This is a genomic window from Bacillus sp. FSL K6-3176 (assembly GCF_038003325.1).
Lineage (GTDB): Bacteria > Bacillota > Bacilli > Bacillales > Bacillaceae > Bacillus > Bacillus altitudinis.
The window spans coordinates 2,009,350-2,028,591 of sequence record NZ_JBBOOX010000001.1 but is presented as its reverse complement, the minus strand read 5'-3'; the positions used below and the strand labels follow the sequence as shown (position 1 = coordinate 2,028,591).

General features: G+C 40.3%; 25 protein-coding genes. 19 read left to right on the top strand and 6 right to left on the bottom strand.

Annotation, left to right across the window (positions count from 1 at the left end; all coding sequences use genetic code 11):
• The 10 genes from MHB38_RS10410 (at position 1) to MHB38_RS10365 (ending at position 8,626) form a co-directional block, all read left to right on the top strand.
• A complete protein-coding gene (locus MHB38_RS10410) occupies positions 1-624 on the top strand; it encodes an HD domain-containing protein (RefSeq protein ID WP_341003330.1) in 624 nt (207 codons plus the stop codon).
• A 30-nt stretch (positions 625-654) separates the two neighbouring features.
• The gene (locus MHB38_RS10405; RefSeq protein WP_025207516.1) at positions 655-1,794 is read left to right on the top strand and encodes a conserved virulence factor C family protein; all 1,140 of its coding nucleotides are present in this window, start codon (positions 655-657) and stop codon (positions 1,792-1,794) included.
• Positions 1,795-2,104: 310 nt separating this feature from the next.
• A complete protein-coding gene (ilvD, locus tag MHB38_RS10400) occupies positions 2,105-3,781 on the top strand; it encodes a dihydroxy-acid dehydratase (protein ID WP_007500822.1) in 1,677 nt (558 codons plus the stop codon).
• A gap of 81 nt (positions 3,782-3,862) precedes the next feature.
• Entirely contained in the window at positions 3,863-4,297 is a 435-nt protein-coding gene (locus MHB38_RS10395) for a BrxA/BrxB family bacilliredoxin (protein WP_025207515.1), read from the top strand.
• Between the two features lie 65 nt (positions 4,298-4,362).
• The gene (locus MHB38_RS10390) at positions 4,363-5,160 is read left to right on the top strand and encodes a class I SAM-dependent methyltransferase (RefSeq protein WP_025207514.1); all 798 of its coding nucleotides are present in this window, start codon (positions 4,363-4,365) and stop codon (positions 5,158-5,160) included.
• A gap of 266 nt (positions 5,161-5,426) precedes the next feature.
• Positions 5,427-6,044, top strand: coding sequence for a YpjP family protein (locus MHB38_RS10385; protein WP_341003324.1), 618 nt, complete (start codon positions 5,427-5,429; stop codon positions 6,042-6,044).
• 18 nt (positions 6,045-6,062) lie between these two features.
• The gene (locus tag MHB38_RS10380) at positions 6,063-6,590 is read left to right on the top strand and encodes a phosphatidylglycerophosphatase A family protein (protein WP_008346387.1); all 528 of its coding nucleotides are present in this window, start codon (positions 6,063-6,065) and stop codon (positions 6,588-6,590) included.
• A gap of 113 nt (positions 6,591-6,703) precedes the next feature.
• Entirely contained in the window at positions 6,704-7,498 is a 795-nt protein-coding gene (locus MHB38_RS10375) for a thymidylate synthase (protein WP_017367468.1), read from the top strand.
• A complete protein-coding gene (gene folA, locus MHB38_RS10370; RefSeq protein WP_007500805.1) occupies positions 7,495-7,983 on the top strand; it encodes a type 3 dihydrofolate reductase in 489 nt (162 codons plus the stop codon). The genes MHB38_RS10375 and folA overlap by 4 nt, the downstream gene beginning before the upstream one ends.
• A gap of 19 nt (positions 7,984-8,002) precedes the next feature.
• Positions 8,003-8,626, top strand: coding sequence for a lysophospholipid acyltransferase family protein (locus tag MHB38_RS10365; protein WP_268390167.1), 624 nt, complete (start codon positions 8,003-8,005; stop codon positions 8,624-8,626).
• Positions 8,627-8,664: 38 nt separating this feature from the next.
• Here MHB38_RS10365 and trhA read toward each other — a convergent pair whose 3' ends face one another.
• Together trhA and MHB38_RS10355 are read right to left on the bottom strand one after the other, a co-directional pair.
• Positions 8,665-9,300, bottom strand: a complete 636-nt coding sequence (gene trhA / locus MHB38_RS10360) for a PAQR family membrane homeostasis protein TrhA (protein ID WP_008346394.1) — start codon at positions 9,298-9,300, stop codon at positions 8,665-8,667.
• Positions 9,301-9,313: 13 nt separating this feature from the next.
• Positions 9,314-10,282 carry a sigma 54-interacting transcriptional regulator gene (locus tag MHB38_RS10355; RefSeq protein ID WP_206115513.1) on the bottom strand — a complete coding sequence of 323 codons (969 nt, stop codon included), beginning with the start codon at positions 10,280-10,282 and terminating at the stop codon, positions 9,314-9,316.
• A gap of 180 nt (positions 10,283-10,462) precedes the next feature.
• Here MHB38_RS10355 and ilvA point away from each other — a divergent pair, with 180 nt between their 5' ends.
• The 7 genes from ilvA to ypmT all read left to right on the top strand — a co-directional run bounded on the left by ilvA (position 10,463) and on the right by ypmT (position 15,291).
• Positions 10,463-11,731, top strand: coding sequence for a threonine ammonia-lyase IlvA (ilvA, locus tag MHB38_RS10350; protein WP_008346398.1), 1,269 nt, complete (start codon positions 10,463-10,465; stop codon positions 11,729-11,731).
• Positions 11,732-11,767: 36 nt separating this feature from the next.
• The gene (locus tag MHB38_RS10345) at positions 11,768-12,019 is read left to right on the top strand and encodes a YpmP family protein (RefSeq protein ID WP_008346400.1); all 252 of its coding nucleotides are present in this window, start codon (positions 11,768-11,770) and stop codon (positions 12,017-12,019) included.
• 187 nt (positions 12,020-12,206) lie between these two features.
• Positions 12,207-13,049, top strand: a complete 843-nt coding sequence (locus MHB38_RS10340) for a DegV family protein (RefSeq protein WP_017359697.1) — start codon at positions 12,207-12,209, stop codon at positions 13,047-13,049.
• 22 nt (positions 13,050-13,071) lie between these two features.
• Entirely contained in the window at positions 13,072-13,662 is a 591-nt protein-coding gene (locus MHB38_RS10335; protein WP_268390170.1) for an SCO family protein, read from the top strand.
• 69 nt (positions 13,663-13,731) lie between these two features.
• The gene (locus tag MHB38_RS10330; protein WP_017359696.1) at positions 13,732-14,493 is read left to right on the top strand and encodes an SGNH/GDSL hydrolase family protein; all 762 of its coding nucleotides are present in this window, start codon (positions 13,732-13,734) and stop codon (positions 14,491-14,493) included.
• Positions 14,494-14,502: 9 nt separating this feature from the next.
• Complete coding sequence (locus MHB38_RS10325) at positions 14,503-15,069, top strand: YpmS family protein (RefSeq protein ID WP_024718556.1); 567 nt, start codon at positions 14,503-14,505, stop codon at positions 15,067-15,069.
• A 24-nt stretch (positions 15,070-15,093) separates the two neighbouring features.
• Positions 15,094-15,291 (top strand): protein YpmT, encoded by a 198-nt coding sequence (gene ypmT / locus MHB38_RS10320; RefSeq protein WP_008346409.1) that lies wholly within the window; start codon positions 15,094-15,096, stop codon positions 15,289-15,291.
• A 188-nt stretch (positions 15,292-15,479) separates the two neighbouring features.
• Here the strand turns inward: ypmT and MHB38_RS10315 are convergent, their stop codons facing one another.
• From MHB38_RS10315 to MHB38_RS10305, 3 genes are all read right to left on the bottom strand, one after another.
• Positions 15,480-16,148, bottom strand: coding sequence for a DUF4397 domain-containing protein (locus tag MHB38_RS10315; RefSeq protein WP_024718557.1), 669 nt, complete (start codon positions 16,146-16,148; stop codon positions 15,480-15,482).
• Positions 16,149-16,265: 117 nt separating this feature from the next.
• Positions 16,266-16,526, bottom strand: a complete 261-nt coding sequence (locus MHB38_RS10310) for a hypothetical protein (RefSeq protein ID WP_008346413.1) — start codon at positions 16,524-16,526, stop codon at positions 16,266-16,268.
• A gap of 52 nt (positions 16,527-16,578) precedes the next feature.
• Positions 16,579-17,010: a MarR family transcriptional regulator gene (locus tag MHB38_RS10305; protein ID WP_007500780.1), complete on the bottom strand. Its 432-nt coding sequence runs from the start codon at positions 17,008-17,010 to the stop codon at positions 16,579-16,581.
• Between the two features lie 138 nt (positions 17,011-17,148).
• Between MHB38_RS10305 and msrA the strand changes: the two genes are divergently transcribed.
• Positions 17,149-17,682, top strand: coding sequence for a peptide-methionine (S)-S-oxide reductase MsrA (gene msrA / locus MHB38_RS10300; protein ID WP_065460583.1), 534 nt, complete (start codon positions 17,149-17,151; stop codon positions 17,680-17,682).
• Complete coding sequence (gene msrB / locus MHB38_RS10295) at positions 17,682-18,113, top strand: peptide-methionine (R)-S-oxide reductase MsrB (protein WP_007500777.1); 432 nt, start codon at positions 17,682-17,684, stop codon at positions 18,111-18,113. Before msrA ends, msrB begins: the two co-directional genes overlap by 1 nt.
• 52 nt (positions 18,114-18,165) lie before the next feature.
• On the opposite strand, the gene MHB38_RS10290 is transcribed toward msrB, so the two are convergent.
• The gene (locus MHB38_RS10290) at positions 18,166-19,194 is read right to left on the bottom strand and encodes an SDR family NAD(P)-dependent oxidoreductase (protein WP_035703287.1); all 1,029 of its coding nucleotides are present in this window, start codon (positions 19,192-19,194) and stop codon (positions 18,166-18,168) included.
• Between the last annotated feature and the right edge of the window lie 48 nt (positions 19,195-19,242).

The window sequence follows — 19,242 nt, the reverse complement described above, 5'->3', positions numbered from 1 at the left end:
ATGAATTTGAGTAAGCAGCAAGAACAATTGGAGGCAGCTGCCTCCTTTGTTTCAAAACAGCTAAAGAATGAACCGACTGGACACGATGAAGCTCATATCAATCGTGTGCGCCAGCTTGCCGTCCATATTGCACAACAGGAGGGCGGGTCGCTTTTTGTCATTGAAATGGCAGCGATTATCCATGATGTCATTGATGACAAGCTGTCTAGTGAATGGAAGCTTTCACCGCATGATCTCAAGCAGCAGCTCCTTTTGTGGGAAGTGGACACGCAAGATATTCGCTATATCATGGATATTATTACAACGATGTCTTTTCGTCACCGGCATATGCAGCATAAGCCAGTGACATTAGAAGGGACCATTGTTCAAGATGCAGATCGGCTAGATGCGATAGGTGCAACTGGGATTGCAAGGGTGTTTACATATGCAGGTGCAAAAGGGGAGCCTCACTATACAGAGGGTGCTCACCAAGGCACAGTACTTTTGCATATGCAAGAAAAGCTGCTTCAATTAAAAAACTTGATGAACACACGTGCTGGAAAGCAGCTGGCTCATGAGCGGCATGAGTTTATGTGTCTATTTATTAAGACATGGAAAGAAGAATGCGGCCTTACAGATGAGTAGGGTCTTTATGTGTGTAAGGAGGATGTATAGATGAAAATAACTGCCATAGAACCAACGCCAAGCCCGAATACAATGAAAGTCATTTTGACAGAAGCGCTTGCAGGCGGTAAAAGCAATAACTACAAAAAAGATCAAAAAGACGAAGCGCCAGAGATGATCAAGCGCATTTTAACCATTGAAGGTGTAAAAGGTGTTTACCATGTAGCCGATTTCTTAGCGGTTGAGCGTAATGCGAAATTTGACTGGCAAGGTATTTTACAGCAAGTCAGAGAAGCCTTTGGACAAGAAACAGAAGGTCTTCAGGGAGAATCGCAGTCAGGTGATGACACATTTGGAGAAGTCAAAGTGTTTGTTCAAATGTTTAATGGGATTCCGATGCAGGTGAAGCTGACAGACGGTGAAAGAGAAGAACGATTTGGAATGCCTGAACGTTTCCAGGCAGCGATTTTAAAGCTAAGAAGCAGTTCAGATAATGTTGTATTTGAACGTGTGTGGAAAGAACATGGCGTACGTTTTGGAGAATTTGCTGATATCGGTCAAGAAGTCACAGAAGAGCTGCAAGCTGCATATGACGACGAGCGTTTATCCCGTTTAACAGAGGCAGTGAAGGAAGGTCAAGAGGCTGTAGATAAACAAGTGAACCGAAAAGCATATGATGTGACAGAAGAGATGCTGCGTGATGAAGATTGGAAGAAACGTTTTGCTCATTTAGAGCAAATGCAGCCAGAGAAAAAAGATATACCTGTTTTAATGAAAGCGATGGAGGACCCAAAAACATCGATTCGCAGACAAGCTGTTGTGAATGCTGGCATGATTGAAGATCCAGACATTTTGCCTATTTTGTATAAAGGGCTTGAAGATAAAACAGTGACGGTTAGAAGAACTGCTGGAGATTGTATTTCAGATCTTGGTGATCCTAGTGCGATTGAAGCGATGATCCAAGCCTTAAAGGACCCAAGTAAGCTTGTCCGCTGGCGTGCGGCCATGTTCCTTTATGAAGAAGGTGACGAAACAGCACTAGAAGCTTTAAAAGAAGCGGAGCAGGACCCTGAATTTGAAGTCAGTCTTCAAGTGAAAATGGCCATCGAACGAATTGAGCACGGAGAAGAAGCAAAAGGCTCTGTGTGGAAGCAAATGACAGAAAGTAGAAAAAATGCATCAGAATCATAAGAAAGACGAGCAGGCTGCCAATAAAAGGCAGCTTGTTTTCTGAAAATGGCTTTTTTATTGGCAGAAAAATTTTTTTAGAAAAATTATTTTGAATATTGTTGAAATATGAGAAAAAACTCTATATAGTAGTACCAATATAGAATATTGGAGGTCAGATTTTATGACACAATCCTTGCTGAGCACTTGCTTCAGCAGAGAAATCAGTCACTATCTATTATAGGTGGCTAAATAAACAGAAAATTTGTAAAATAAAATGAACTCAAAATCATACAGTCAACAAGACTAGTAGTATAGGAGGCTTTTTAAACAGATGGCAGAACTTCGCAGTAATATGATTAAACAAGGAATTGACAGAGCACCTCACCGAAGCTTACTAAGAGCAGCTGGGGTAAAAGATGAGGATTTTGGCAAGCCGTTTATTGCCGTATGTAATTCCTATATTGATATTGTCCCAGGGCATGTCCATCTTCAGGAATTCGGAAAAATTGTGAAAGAAGCCATTCGTGAAGCTGGCGGTGTTCCATTTGAATTCAATACAATCGGGGTAGATGATGGTATTGCGATGGGGCATATTGGGATGAGATATTCATTGCCAAGCCGTGAAATCATTGCTGATTCAGTAGAGACCGTGGTGTCTGCACACTGGTTTGATGGCATGGTTTGTATTCCTAACTGTGATAAAATCACGCCAGGTATGATGATGGCTGCCATGCGTGTGAATATCCCAACTGTATTTGTCAGTGGTGGACCGATGGAAGCTGGGAGAACAAGTGATGGCAGAAAAATTTCTCTTTCTTCTGTCTTTGAAGGCGTAGGCGCATACCAATCAGGGAAAATTAATGAAGAGGAATTAAATGAATTAGAGCAATTTGGCTGTCCAACATGCGGATCTTGCTCTGGTATGTTTACAGCCAACTCAATGAACTGTCTAGCAGAGGCGCTTGGGATTGCTCTTCCTGGAAATGGAACCATTCTGGCGACTTCACCAGAACGAAGAGAATTTGCGAAGAAGTCAGCAAAACAATTGATGGAGCTAATCAAAAAAGACATTAAACCACGTGATATTGTCACGGAAAAAGCGATTGATAACGCATTTGCTTTAGATATGGCACTTGGTGGTTCAACCAATACAGTTCTTCATACATTGGCGATTGCAAATGAAGCAGGCGTTGAATACTCACTTGAGCGTATCAATGAAGTCGCAGAACGAGTGCCGCATTTATCGAAACTTGCTCCAGCTTCAGATGTATATATTGAAGATTTACATGAAGCTGGCGGAGTGACTGCTGCACTAAATGAATTGTCCAAAAAAGAGGGGGCTCTTCATTTAGATACCATGACCGTCACAGCGAAAACGTTAGGCGAGAACATTGCAGGTCATGAGGTAAAAGATTATAACGTCATTTATCCAATTGACAAGCCATTTACTGAAAAGGGCGGCTTAGCCGTTTTATTTGGAAACCTTGCGCCAGATGGAGCAATCATTAAAACAGGCGGTGTACAAGACGGCATCACACGTCATGAAGGACCTGCGATCGTATTTGAATCCCAAGAAGAAGCACTTGAAGGAATCATTAATCGAAAAGTAGAAGCAGGACATGTTGTCATTATTCGTTATGAAGGACCTAAAGGCGGTCCAGGTATGCCTGAAATGCTTGCACCAACTTCACAAATTGTTGGAATGGGACTTGGTCCAAAGGTTGCTTTAATTACAGACGGACGATTCTCCGGTGCTTCTCGCGGATTGTCTATTGGACACGTTTCTCCAGAGGCAGCAGAAGGCGGCCCGCTTGCCTTTGTTGAAAATGGTGATCATGTCGTTGTTGATATCGAAAAACGCATTTTAAGTGTAGATGTCCCGGAAGAAGAATGGGAAAAAAGAAAAGCAAACTGGAAAGGCTTTGAGCCAAAAGTAAAAACAGGTTACCTTGCCAGATACTCAAAACTTGTGACATCAGCCAATACAGGCGGAATCATGAAAATTTAATGTGAAATTGATCATTTGAAAATTGGCTCTCTCTATAGTATCCTTTATTCACAACATAAGGATTATAGAGGGGGCTTTTTTATGTCAATGGCATATGAAGAATATATGCGTCAGCTCGTCGTACCAATGCGCCAAGAACTAACAAGTGCAGGGTTTCAAGAGTTGACGACTGAAGAAGAAGTAGAAAAAACGATGCAGAAAGCAGAAGGAACAACATTTGTTGTCGTCAATTCCGTATGCGGATGTGCTGCTGGTTTAGCACGCCCTGCTGCTACTCAAGCTGTCATGAAAGCAGAAAAAGCACCAGATCGAATGGTGACGGTCTTTGCTGGTCAGGACCGGGAAGCAACGGCTAAAATGAGAGAATACTTCACAGGTGAGGAGCCATCTTCTCCATCTATGGCACTTTTAAAAGGAAATGAACTTGTTCACTTTATCCCGCGTGACGAAATTGAAGGTCATGAAATGGAAGATATTATGAAGAACGTCTTATCTGCATTTGAAAAACATTGCTAATACAAATGTTGAAATGTCCTGTGATCCATCAGGGCATTTTTTCTTGATTATGATGGAGGAACGTCATGCTCATTACAACAAGCTTTAGAGCAAATGAACAAACAATTGAAACGGCAAAGGCCCTCGCAAAGGACTTGCATGGTGAGTATATCGAGCGGCGCAAACAATCTGTCAAACAGCTTGCGATCAAGCGGGGGGATGTACTCGTTGTTGGGAAAGAACGATTTGAATGGTATCAGCCAAATGGTGAAAAGTTCTTTTTCCATCCAAGCTCAGCGATGTTTAGGGTGAAGCGGGTTCTGCGAGGGGAAAAAGATCCATTAATAGAAGCAGCACAATTAAAGCCGGGCGATTCCTTTTTAGATTGTACGCTTGGCTTAGGATCTGATGCGATTACCGCAAGCTGCACTACAGGAACCAATGGAAAAGTGGCCGGTATTGAAAAAAATCCGATGACGGCATTGCTTGTTCGAGAAGGACTCATCACATGGGAAACGGGTGTGAGAGAGGCAGACGAAGCGATGAAACGGATATCTGTTATCAGCGGGGATAGTATTGAGCAGTTAAAGAAGCTCCCTGATCGATCCTATGATATCGTCTATTTTGATCCAATGTTCGAAGAAACCATACAAGAGTCTGCTAGTATGATGCCGCTTCGTCATGCAGCTGAGCATCATTTTGACCATGAAACCGCTGTGAAAGAAGCAATGAGAGTGGCTAGAAAAAGAGTGGTTTTAAAAGATCATTGGAAAAGCACACGATTTACCACTGATTCCTATCAATTTCAGGTGATGAAACGTAAAACCGCCCAATTCCATTACGGATATATCTCAATAGAAGAAGACAAATCAACAAAACTTTAATCACTCTTAACAATTAAAAAAGCCCTATTTCAGGGCTTTTAATCGGTGATCTCCATATAGACAAAATAAAATAACGTCAGCAAGGAAGCTGTGATGAAAAACCCTTCAAGCATATCCATTCCTCCCAAATTTTAGTCGTCGTTACTGTCATTGTAAACGTTTTATCATGAAAAAGAAAGTCTGAACTCAATGACCAAATTGAATGACTGAAAATTCATTATATGCTAGAATAGCAGTATGATAACTTATGGAAGGAATTAGATATCATGAAAATGTGGATGAGAAAAACGCTCGTTGCACTCTTTACGATTGCGACTTTTGGTTTAATCTCTCCTCCATCAGCTTTGATGACAGACAAGCCATCTGAATTTTCTTCATCTGATAAATCACCTTATACAGCAGTTTATGATACATCAGATGCTACGCGCAGCTGGGAATTATCGCAAGAAGACAACAAAGAGCGGGTAGACCCCTTTGAGCAATATAAGCAAGAGGTTCTATTAAGTGCAGAAAACCAATCCTTTCTCAAATTTGGTCGTAAAATCACACCTGTCATTGAGGACGAGTATAGAGAAGAGATTCAACCAAAAATTGAACAAGTGTTAACCGACTTTTTAACAAATTTCAAAGATGACGAAAAATTTCAAGATGTTGTTTTAACTGATCAGCCTTCAAGCGGAAATGGGGAAAAAATCTTCCACATTTATAATAGAAAGACTGGAGAAGATTTGCTTCGTTTTCATGTCAGGAGAGATCAGCCGCCTCACAGCGGATATTGGTTTAACTTTCACTACCATACAGCAGAAGATGGATTCCAGACGCATCATGAACTCGGTAATATTTACTGGGATAAAAACACCCCGCCGAGCTGGATGAGCCACTAGAAGGAGATGTCATGCCAATTGAAAAAGTATACAATGAACGAAATGGTTCGCATTACAAAACAGATGTTAAACGAGCGTGGAGTGAAAATAGAAGATATTGCACACATTGTGCTGAAACTCCAAGAGAAATACAACCCAAATCTTCCACTTAGTGTCTGCATTGAAAATGTTGAAAAAGTGCTGAATAAAAGGGAAATTGTCCACGCAGTTTTGACAGGACTTGCTCTTGATCAGCTGGCAGAAAAAAAGCTTTTGCCAGAACCTTTGCAGCATTTAGTTGAAACAGATGAACCGTTATATGGAATTGATGAGATTATTCCGCTTTCCATTGTCAATGTATATGGATCAATCGGTTTGACCAACTTCGGTTATCTAGACAAAGAGAAATTTGGTATTATTAGAGAATTAGATGAAGGTCGTCCTGGTGAAGTACACACTTTCCTTGATGACCTTGTCGCTGCGCTTGCCGCTGCAGCAGCAAGTCGCATAGCTCACTCTCACCAAGATATTAAGGACGAAGAGCAGGATCGAGTGAATCAAGCATAAAAAGAAAAACATGTCTGCTCATCTTGCAGACATGTTTTTTTGGTTTCAATTGGTTTCAACAAAAGCAGAAATAAGGTAAACTACAACAAGAACATAAATAAAGGATGAAAAAAATGAAACAATACAAAGAGTTATGCCGTCATGTATTACAGCACGGGGATGAAAAAGGTGACAGAACAGGAACAGGCACTATCAGCACGTTCGGTTACCAAATGAGATTTGATTTACAGGAAGGGTTTCCTTTATTAACAACAAAGAAATTACACCTGAAATCAATCATTCATGAGTTACTGTGGTTTTTAAAAGGTGATACAAATGTCAAATATCTTCAAGAAAATGGTGTCCGTATTTGGAATGAATGGGCAGATGAAAATGGAGAGCTAGGGCGTGTGTATGGTGCGCAGTGGAGATCATGGGCGAGTGGAGACGGAGAGACAGTAGATCAGATCAGCAAGCTGATCCATGATATTGAGAATCATCCTAATTCGAGAAGATTGATTGTCAGTGCGTGGAATCCAGGAGAGATTGATCAGATGGCGCTGCCTCCTTGTCATTGCTTGTTTCAATTTTATGTATCAAACGGTAAATTATCGTGCCAGCTCTATCAACGTTCGGCAGATATCTTTTTAGGTGTGCCTTTCAATATTGCTTCGTATGCACTTCTAACGATGATGATTGCCAAAGTGACAAACCTTGAGCCAGGAGAGTTTATTCATACGCTAGGAGATGCTCATATTTATCAAAATCATCTTCCTCAGGTCAAAATGCAGTTAGAGCGTGAGGAGCGCACACTTCCGCAGCTTCGCATCACTAGAGATGTCAAAAGTATTTTTGATTTTACGTTTGATGATTTTGTGCTTGAGAACTATGATCCACATCCGCATATTAAAGGAGAAGTCAGTGTATGATTTCCATGATAGTGGCGACAGGAAAAGACAGAGTCATTGGCAAAGATAATCAAATGCCTTGGCATTTACCCGCTGATTTAGCGTATTTTAAAAAAGTCACAAGTGGTCATACCATTGTCATGGGTAGAAAAACGTTTGAATCAATTGGACGAGCACTGCCTAACCGCCGGAATATCGTGTTGACCACAAGTTCTTCTTTTCAAGCTGAAGGATGCGAGGTAGTCCATTCAATTGATGATATTTTAACCATTGCGAAGACCGAGGAAGAATTATTGATCATTGGCGGGTCTAAGCTGTATGAGGAAATGATGCCATACGCAGATCGTCTATATATCACGCACATTCATCATTCATTTGAAGGCGACCGTTTCTTCCCTTATTACGATGAAGATGATTGGACGGTTGTATCACGTGAAAAAGGCCATCGTGACGAAAAGAACCCCTACAATTATGAATTTGTCGTCTATGACAGAAAAGAAGGATAAGTGAGTAGGAGGAGTACGGTTGTTTCGTTATTGGTTTTTAACGATTTATGTTGTTGTATCCTTTTTTAAAAGTATAAGGCATTTGTATGATCATGAATTAACGGATCCACGCATTTCCTATACGAAACGAATGCATCTCATCCATGAGCATGCAAAAAGGTTTGCCAGAGGGTGTATTGATCAATCAGGATCGGTCATGACCATTCATCAGCAAAAAAAGCTGCCAGATGGTCCTGTTATTTATGTCACAGAAGCACATCATCCAGTGACGACGACATTGCTGATTGGTCACTTAGAGAAGCCATTTGCTTTTATGGCAAAACCGCATCTGTTTCGCTATCCCATCTTAAAACAATGGTTGAAGAAGATGGCGGTGATCAAGCAGAATCAATCTGATGAGGCGTTAATAGAAGAAGCAAGAGAAAGAGTTCTATCTGGCCAAAGTCTGTTGCTTTCTGAACAGTATCGTGTCATGGCAGAAACGCTTGCTGAAGAATGTAACTGCTCACTTGTTCCGGTTGAAACAAGCGGCACAGACCGTCTTTTAACAGGGAAGATCGTCAAAAGACTTCGTCCAGTTAATGTCGATATCCATATCAAAGCACCGGTCAAGATGAGTGATTACGCACAAAAGCGCGCATAGAAAAAACCAGCATCCACATTCGGATGCTGGTTTTTTGATCATGCTGGGATGTTGACACAATAAAATAGAATGCAGAAGAACATGGATGCACTTCCTCCGAGAACAAAGCTGTGCCAAATCGCATGATGATAGGGAATTTTCCGCCAAATATAAAAGATCGTTCCGACTGAATACAAAATACCGCCTAATAGTAAGAGGCTGAATCCAGCTCCTGTTAATTGAATGTACAGAGGTTTAATTGCGATAATAATCATCCAGCCCATTAATAAATAAACAAGGGTAGATACAATGATAAACCGTTTGACGAAAAAGATTTTAAAAACGATACCGCCTGCAGCAAGTGCCCATACGATTGCAAGAAGAGTATAGCCAAGTGCGCCTTTTAATGGGCCAAGCAAAAATGGCGTATATGTACCAGCAATCAATACATAAATCGCAGAGTGGTCAAGGATTTCAAATACATCTTTTGTTTTTTTGTGCCGAATGCTATGAAGCAAAGTAGAGCTTAAATAAAGCAGTAGCATCGACGCGCCAAATATCGAGAAGCTAATAATGTCAGTGACAGTGCCGTATTGAACAGCGAATAAAACGAGAAAAACAATGGCGGGAATGGATAAAATGACGCCAATGCCATGTGTAATCGCGTTGGCAATTTCTTCTTTTACAGTAAACAATGGATGTCCTCCTTTATTGAACCGGTATATAACCATCAAGCGACTTCAGAAATGAGAGACCTTCAAGTGTAATCTTCGTTCCAGCTCTGCCTTTCCCTTTCGTCACATAAGCTTTTTTCTCAAGATCATCTAATCGACTCCTGACTTGCTGAGGGGTCAGCGGGATGTCGCCTTGTTTGCTTAACTCAGACAAGATACGTCTGCTGGCTGCTTCTCCTTTTTCATTTAGAGACTTAATGGCTTCGAGTAAGAAAACAAATTCTTGTTTCTCCATAAGCGTGAGCTGGTGTTCTTCTTTTTTTCCTTTACCAGCTGTTTGTTGAGGTAATAATACAAAAGGTGGCAAGTGATGCAAGAAAACTGTTTGCCCTTCGAGAATCGCGGCTGCATAATGAACGATATTTTTGAGCTCCTGGACATTCCCTTCAAATGAATATTGCTGTAAGACTTCCCACACACTTGAGTCGATGTCAGGCGTTATGTTCAGTTCTTGAAAGAAAGCAGCGGTTAAAATAGGAATATCTGTTTTTCGATCTTCTAAAGGCGGGAGAGGGATATGAAGCACATTGAGCCGATAAAACAGCTCAGGTAAAAAACTGGACGAAACGCTCATCGCCTCTAATGATAAAGACGAAGAAGCAATGATTTTTGTTGCAGGAGAATCTTCGAGAAAACGAATGACCTGATGCTGCATAGGAATACTGAATGCGCTGACTTCGTCTAAATAAAGCACATGATTTGCCGCATGAGTAAATGCTTCCTGCAAAGTCGCTTCATCTACAATGGGGCAGTAGATATGTTTCATCGAAGCCTGCGCAGCAAATGAATGGGCCATTTCTTGTGCAAAGCGTGATTTGCCTGTTCCAATTTCACCTGTGATCAACACAGGCTGATCGTTTTTCGTGAATTGTTTTGCCAAATGAATGGCGTGTTTTATATCTTGGTGTTCTCCATATATATTAGCAAACGGATGTGTGGTCATCGAGCGATTCCTTTCTTTTGGTTCTAATTGGTTTTATTATAACACCCAATTAGAACAAATGTATAGAAAAACGAAAAAGTTCATGAAATTTATCTCCGATCCATGATCTATTGGTTTATTTTTTGAATATTCATGTTATAATGACAAATTAAATAAGGTTAAAGAGAAAGGATCTTGTACATGAAACCGTTGCTCAAAGAAAACACGCTAATTCAAGTGAAAGACATCTTAAAAGCCCATCAAAATTTGAAGGATGTAGTGATTCATACTCCACTTCAAAAAAATGAGCGACTTTCTGAACGATATGAATGTAATGTCTACTTAAAAAGAGAGGACCTGCAGGTTGTTCGTTCTTTTAAATTAAGAGGCGCTTTTAATAAAATGAGCCAGTTGCCAAAAGAAAAACTAGAAAACGGCATTGTTTGTGCCAGTGCAGGAAATCACGCACAAGGCGTTGCCTATTCTTGCAAATATTTAGGTATCCACGGGAAAATTTTTATGCCTGCTACCACACCAAGGCAAAAAGTATCTCAAGTGGAGCTTTTCGGAAAAGAATATGTTGACATTATCTTAACCGGAGATACCTTTGATGATTCGTATCATGAAGCAGTCAAATGCGGAGATAAGGAAAAGCGGGAATTTATTCATCCATTTGATGATTTAGATGTCATGGCAGGACAAGGAACAACTGCTGTAGAAATATTAAATGATATCGAAGTGGAGCCTCACTTTTTATTTGCAAGTGTTGGGGGCGGAGGTTTGTTATCTGGCGTTGGCACGTATATGAAAAATATCGCACCAGAAACAGAAATTATTGCAGTCGAGCCGCTTGGTGCCGCCTCACTTCATGCTTCCCACGAGAAAGGGGAGGTTGTCACACTTGATTCAATAGATAAGTTTGTAGATGGAGCAGCGGTTCAGCGGATTGGCGAAAAGACGTTTACATCGCTTCAGTCTGTTGTCGATAAGATTAGTCTTGTACCAGAAGGAAAAGTATGTACAACCATTTTAGAGCTGTATAATCAATGTGCCATTGTAGCTGAGCCAGCGGGTGCGTTACCGATCGCGGCTTTAGATGCACATCGTGAGGAGATTAAAGGGAAAAATGTCGTTTGTATTGTCAGCGGAGGCAATAATGACATTGGCCGAATGCAAGAAATCAAGGAACGCTCCATGATTTATGAAGGACTCCAGCATTATTTCATCGTTAATTTTCCGCAAAGAGCAGGTGCTCTCAGGGAATTTTTGGATGAAGTATTAGGGCCAAATGATGATATCTCACGCTTTGAATATACGAAAAAGAATAACCGAAGCAAAGGACCTGCGCTTGTTGGGATCGAATTGAAAGAAAGAGATGACTATGCAGCGCTGATTGACCGAATGAATAAAAAAGGCTTCCACTATGTTGAAGTGAATAAAGATCAAGATTTATTCCACCTATTTATTTAGGCTTAACAGATAATTGGAAAAGAGGATTGATCGTTTGTGCTGCTCAAAACAATATGTTTTAGACGGATGGATGGAGCTCAGATCAAGGTAACAGAAGTCCCTGTTTTAAAGGGAGATGAATCCTATGGTTTCATGCTCACCTTTAGACTTGAAGCTTTCTTGAAAAAAGTCTATGTATCTAAGGGAAAGAGGCATGTGTACTCTTTCAGGGAGGATGTGAAACGTAACGTCAAGTGGAGCACATATGAACAGATCTACCAAGAGCCTACACTAAAACACAATGCGTAAATTGGAATCTTTGCCAAAGAGAGTGAGCGGCCATTTTCAAATGGGGGCTACTCATCTTGGCAAGGATTTTTTACATGAAAAGAAGAAAATGTGACAATTTCAAAAACGTTCTGACAGTTGTTTTCAAGTATGCACGAAATAAGGTAATATCATATGTAAAGACTAAGACAGCAAGGATGAGACGATAGTGAAACAAATTAAAATTGTAACAGATTCAACTGTGGACCTTCCGCAAGAAAAAATCAATGATCTTTCCATTCATGTCATTCCGCTCAATATCTCCATTTCTGGGGTTGATTATATTGACCGAGTGAACATACAGCCAGATGAATTTATTGAAAAAATGGAGGCCGCTGAGGAACTGCCGAAAACGTCTCAACCTGCGATCGGTCAATTCGTCGAATTATATGAAAAACTGACGGCAGATGGAAGCGAAGTCATTAGTATCCATTTAACTGGTGGGATGAGTGGTACGGTTCAAACTGCTGAAAGCGCTTCTAAAATGGTAGACGGGAATATCACTGTCATTGATTCGAATTTTATTTCCTATGGTTTAGGGTTTCAAGTCACCAAAGCAGCAGAGCTTGCAAAAAAAGGGGCAAGCCGTGATGACATCCTCAAAGAAATGGACAAAATTCGTCTTAAAACAAAGCTATTTGTCACAATCGATACATTAGAAAATCTCGTGAAAGGTGGACGAATTGGAAGAGGAAAGGCGCTGATCGGTTCACTTCTTCATATTAAACCAATTGCCAGCTTAACAGACGGCATATACACACCAGAAGCGAATGTGAGAAGTTACTCCGCTCTTGTCCGCTATTTGACAAAACAGTATGTACAGGCGGTGAAAGGGAAAACCGTTCAAGCAATTGGGATTGCACATGCAGACGCATTAGAACTTGCAGAAAAGCTTAAAGCAGCACTGCTTGATCATACACCTGATGCACTAGTTGACATCGCTTATACAACACCGATTATTTCCTGTCATACTGGTAAGGGCGCTATAGGCTTTACTTTTTATACCGATTGATTGAAAAGGGGATGTAATTGTCATGTATACAAAAAGGGGAGCCTTATTTGGTGCGCTTACGATTATAAGCGTGCTTCTTTTAGTCTCATGTTCAAATGGACAAATCAAGGATGCGTTAAATTATCAAATCCAGCCGTTTGAGTATCAAAACCAGGATGGTCAAAAGGTGTCGCTCGACGATTTAAAGGGGAAAGTCTGGGTGGCAGATTTTATTTTCACAAGCTGTGAAACGATTTGCCCGCCGATGACCGCACATATGACAGAGCTACAAAAACGGTTAAAAGAAGAAAAATTGGATGCGCACATCATTTCATTTAGCGTCGATCCAGAGGTGGATTCACCGAAAAAGCTAAAGGAATTTGCAAAAGCATATCCATTATCCTTTAGAAATTGGGATTTTCTCACTGGTTACTCGCAGTCAGCGATTGAAAAATTTGCAATGAAAAGCTTTAAGACGATTGTGAAAAAACCTGAAGACGAAGACCAAGTGATACACCAATCTCTGTTTTTCCTCGTTGATCAAGAAGGAAAAGTGATGAAAAACTATGATGGTGTTCAAAATACGCCATATGATGAAATCATCAAGGACATCAAAACACTGAGTCGAAGCTAGCATAAGGATGTTCAAATGAGCGAAAACATGATACACTTTTTTAATCAGAAAAAGGAGGGACATCATCGTTTGAAGGCTCGTTTGATTTTGATTGTGATGTCTCTAGCTTTTGTTCTTTCTGCATGTTCCGCACAAGAGGCCGGCATAAAGGATAAACTAGAAGACACACAAAACGTAAAAGAACATATTACGATCGCAGCGGTTGGAGATTCCTTAACAGAAGGAATAGGAGATCAAAATAAAAAAGGGTATGCCGGCATCACCCGTGACAAGATAGAAGCGGTGGACGGTGTACAGTCTGTTACATTAAAAAACTATGCCATTAAAGGCAGTAGAACGGTAGATTTATTAAAAAGATTAAAAGAAAAAAAAGTGCAGGATGGACTGAAAGACGCTGATTATATTTTCTTTACGATCGGCGGAAATGACTTAATGCATGTCGTCCGACAAAATGTGCTCAACTTGACATTTGCTCCTTTTCAAAAAGAGCAAGGTCCTTTTGAAGAGCGTTTTAAGACCATTCTTGCTCAATTAAGAGAGCATAATGACCATGCAAAGATCATGTATGTCAGTATGTACAATCCTTTTAAATTCAGCTTGTCTGAGCTGAGAGATATTGATGAGGTCGTCAAAGACTGGAATGCTGCTGCCGAAAAAGAACTAAAAAAAGACGGCAATGCTGATATGATCGATGTAGCAGATTTATTTGAAGATGATAAAGATGAAAAATTACTGGCAGATGATGATTTCCACCCAAACCAAAAGGGGTACTCTCTTATGGCAAATCGTTTATTCTCAGAAGTGAAAAAAGAAGGACTGCCGAAGGAATAGGGTGAAAAGATGAAAAAATGGAAGAGTTTATTTTTTATTTTACTGTCAATTAATCTATTGATTGTTCTTGTATGCGGTATTTTTATGCTGCTGCCGAGCGATCAATCCGCTTCGAAAAAAGAAGTGAACAGCGAGTATGCTTTTAACATTTCTAGTTCAAAAGAGTCGCTTACCAGCTTTGTCAATGATTATTTGAAAAACCAAGGATCAAGCGATATGCCCGACTTTCATGTTGCGATTGACCAAGATGTGAAAGTAACAGGTGCAATCAAAGCTTTTTCTTCAACGATTAATGCAAATGTATCATTTACACCATCTGTTGAAGATAATGGGGATGTTCTGCTGAAAGTAGATGACTTTTCAATTGGACAATTAAGCATCCCAATCAGTTTTGTTTTAAGCTACATGGGTCAATTCTATGAACTGCCTGATTTCGTTCATGTGAAACCAGACCAAAAAACGGTGGAAGTGCGCCTTTCAGAAATGCCGCTGACGAATGATATGTATGTCAAAGCGAACAAAATTGATCTTGAGAATGATGAAATTGAATTCTCATATTATCATCCAAAGCAATAGAACGTGTAAGTCAGGAGTGAAACTATGAAGCGAGTCTATCAATATTTTAGTTTACTGTCGCTCTTATTTGCTGCATACTTTGGCATGACAGCTGCCTCTCATTTAAAAGCAGAAAATATCGACCAGTTTTACTTAAATATCGCCTATTGTGCATTATTTTTAGGTACCATGATTCTTGCTTTTGATTTTCAAAAACAAGAAAAAGCTGAAGATGTCTCGTAAATAGCCTTTTCCATTTGGAAAGGCTATTTGTCTTCTTTTCAGCGTGATTGAAAACCTTTGCATTCTAGGAAGCACGAGTACTGGCGCAGAGTGAATGTGACATTCGTGAGCACCGGCACGCAGGACTGACACCGAATGCGAGGCTTTGTCTACACGCTGAGAGCCTTTTCCATTTGGAAAGGCTCTTTTTACATTTGGTGAGACAAGACGACTTTTGCCATTAGCTCTGGCTCTCCGTTTGCAAATCCATGAAGTAAAATAAGATAGGCCCGCTTTGTTTGCAGGTGAACTTTCGGAATATCTAGCAGTACACTTTGAGTACCGGCAGCTTTTAATTCAAAGTGATACTTATTCGGAGAGAAGTGGTGGGTTTGGGTGCCGTTCACATATCCGAGTTCCTTTGATAACATGCCTTGATCTCGTTCATATATATCAATGAAAGGGAGGTCTGGTGACAGCTGGATAAACGTGAGTGCTGATAGCTCTTCTTGCTTAATCAGCGAGTCTTGCTTTTCTGTGAGCAGCGCAAAGCCGGTACGAGCTCCTGTGATACATAGCGTGTAAGTCTCGTTTCCATTAATCATCATACGAGAAGAAAGAATTCTTTCTTTTGTAGCCAGCTTGAATACTTCTATCTCATAAACACCCTCATCCCATTCCATATAAGCAGACAGCTGACCGTATGGCAGCTTTTTTTGGATTGGCTGCTGATTTACAAATACAGCAAGCTCACTTAAATCCGGTGCAGCGTGAAATAATCGAATAACAGCTTTGGAAATGGTGTTTCTCGGATGGTATGGGGGGAAGGTAGCTAATGGACGATATAGAAATTGATTCATCTCGTAGAGCTGCTGCACGTCTTTATCCCTTCTTTCTCTACAATGTGTTTTTTGTAGCGTATGCAAGAAAGGGACGATCTGTATAGGCAAAAGAAACATAGAAAAAAGCCTGACAAAAAGTGTCAGGCTCTCGTATTAAGAAGGAGATGAATATTGATGATATTCAGCCAGCTTAATGAACGTTTTTTCATCCTCAATTAATCCGCAAACGCCGCACTGGACTTTGATTTTCGGTCCTTGATAGTTCATGTGAAAAGGAGAAAGCTGATCTCCTTCATATGTTTCGACAATAGCTCCAGTTGCTGGATCAAGTTTCACAGGTTCTGAATGCTGCTCGATGAGGTTAAAACGCGTTCTGTTGGTTTTGCAGTTCGGACAAAGATATGGACTTGTCATGGTTCATTCCACCTTTTTATCCGTAGCATGTCCTCCACGCTAAAATCTATGCTTAATCCTTTTGACTTTTATCCAGCTTTTTAAATAACTTGATCATCGTTTTCAGTTCTTCATCATCAAATGATTCAAATCGTTCCATGAAGTATTCTGTTTTCTTTTTCTCAAAATGCTCAGTAATTTCCTTACCCTTATCGGTTAAGTGGATTTTGATGATGCGTCGATCCTCTTTTGAACGGATACGAGTGATCCAGCCTTTTTCTACAAGCGTGTCGGTTACAGCTGTAATATGGCTTGCTGATACACCGAGAATTGAGGCGAATTCCGTTACTTTTTTTGCGCCTTGTTCACGCAGCAGATTTAAAATGAGAAATTCATTCCGAGATAATTCGTTTTCAAGCAAGCTGTTAATTTCATAACGTATTTGCTTAAATACGGTTCTCAGTAAAGTATCCATTTCATACATCATTTGTTTTCTTTGTTCCAATCATTAAACCCCCATTATATTTTAAGATACGACAGAATGCTTTCTTTTGTTTTTAGGTATACAAGTCGTATCATTTTCATTATTTTTTATCATGTTATAATATGATGATACCATTTTTTAAATGAAGGGGGCACTAATATGTCTGAAAAACAAGAATTAGCCACATTTGCTGGAGGCTGTTTCTGGTGTATGGTTAAACCTTTTGATGAACAGCCAGGCATTATCAAAGTTGAATCAGGGTATACTGGCGGACATACAGTGAATCCAACCTATGAGGAAGTATGTACAAATACGACAGGCCATAGAGAAGCCGTTCAAATTACCTTTGATCCAGACATTTTTCCGTATGAGAAGCTATTAGAACTATATTGGCAGCAAATAGACCCAACAGATGATGGAGGACAATTTGGTGATAGAGGAGAGTCCTACCGTACAGGGATTTATGTCCACAATGAAAAACAAAGGCAACTTGCAGAAACATCAAAAGAGCAGCTGAGCCAAAGTGGAGTTTTCCAAAAGCCAATCGTGACAGAAATTTTAGAGGCTGGTCCTTTTTATCCTGCTGAGGAATATCATCAGCATTATTATAAAAAGAACAAAATGCACTACGAACGATACCATGTCGGTTCGGGCAGAGCAGGTTTTATTCAATCTCATTGGAGTGATAAATAATGGCTAACGAAAAAGAGCAGCGCATCAAAGAATTAAACCGAATGCAGTACGAAGTGACGCAAAATAATGGAACTGAGCCGCCATTTCAAAATGAATTTTGGGACCATAAGGAAGAGGGCATTTATGTAGATATCATTTCAGGCAAACCATTGTTTTCTTCTTTAGATAAATTTGATGCCCATTGCGGCTGGCCAAGTTTTACAAAACCGATTGAAGATCAAGAGGTAGAAGAGAAAGTAGATACGAGCCATGGCATGGTGCGGACAGAAGTTCGCAGTAAGACGGCCGACTCTCACCTTGGTCATGTATTTCCTGACGGCCCAGGGCCAAACGGTCTTCGGTATTGTATTAATTCTGCCGCTTTAAAGTTTATCCCGAAGGATGATCTTGAAAAAGAAGGCTATGGTCATTTGAAACACATCTTTCAATAATTGATTTAAAAATCGTCACATGGAAGTCAGCTGCTTCCGTGTGACGATTTTTTTATTTTTTATGGTGTGTATGATGTAATTGTTCAATGATGTGAAACAGCTTCTCTTTTGTAATGAGCGGTGCTTCGTTTGATGTGTAATGGGTCAAATGGACTTTTTGAAAATGAGGGTGAAGATGTGGTCTTGGTAAAATGGCATAAAATTGTTCATGTTCAAACAGTGCATCTGCCTCGTGAGGGAATGTGAGTTCCTCGTGAAGTTTTTCTCCAGGTCTTTTTCCGACAACAAGAATATCAGGAGAAGGAACGTTGATCTGACCGGCATATTCATGAAATGCTTTCAATAGATCAGCCAGCTGTAATGACTCCATCTTGAGAATGAATGTTTCGCCGCCTTTCATCATGATAGCTGCTTCAAGCGTGAGGGATACAGCTTCTTCGATAGACATAAAAAAGCGTGTCATTTTAGGATCAGTTACAGTTAGAGGTTGTTCATTTAACAACTGTTGAAGCATGATGGGGATGACGGAACCCCTTGATCCAAGCACATTGCCAAACCGGACAGAGCAAAATCTCGTTTTCTGATTTGAAATACTTTCATTCGCTTGAAAAAACAATTTTTCTGAAATTAATTTTGTAGCTCCCATGGCATTTGTCGGAGAAACCGCTTTGTCGGTTGAAATGTTGACAACATGACTGACTTCATGTTCAAGTGCTGCTTCGATGACATGCTGTCCGCCGATGATGTTGGTTTGGACAGCTTCAAACGGATTATCTTCGCAGGTGGGTACTTGTTTGAGTGCAGCTGCATGGAAGATGATATCTACTCCTTTGACAAGCTGCCTGACGCGGCTTGCATCCCTCACATCTCCAAGTGCAAATACAACCTCTGGATTTGCCGCATATTCATTTTTCATCATGTATTGTTTACTGTCATCTTTACTAAAGACAATGACCTTTTTAGGAGAGCAGGCTGTTAATTTTTTCACAATCTGCCGGCCGATCGAACCCGTACCGCCTGTGACCAAGATGATTTTGTCACGAAAAAAGGTCTTCAAACTCGTTTCTATTTGTTTGGACATATCTAATCCCCCAACTCTCAATTCTCTACTTTGCATCATATGTGAAAG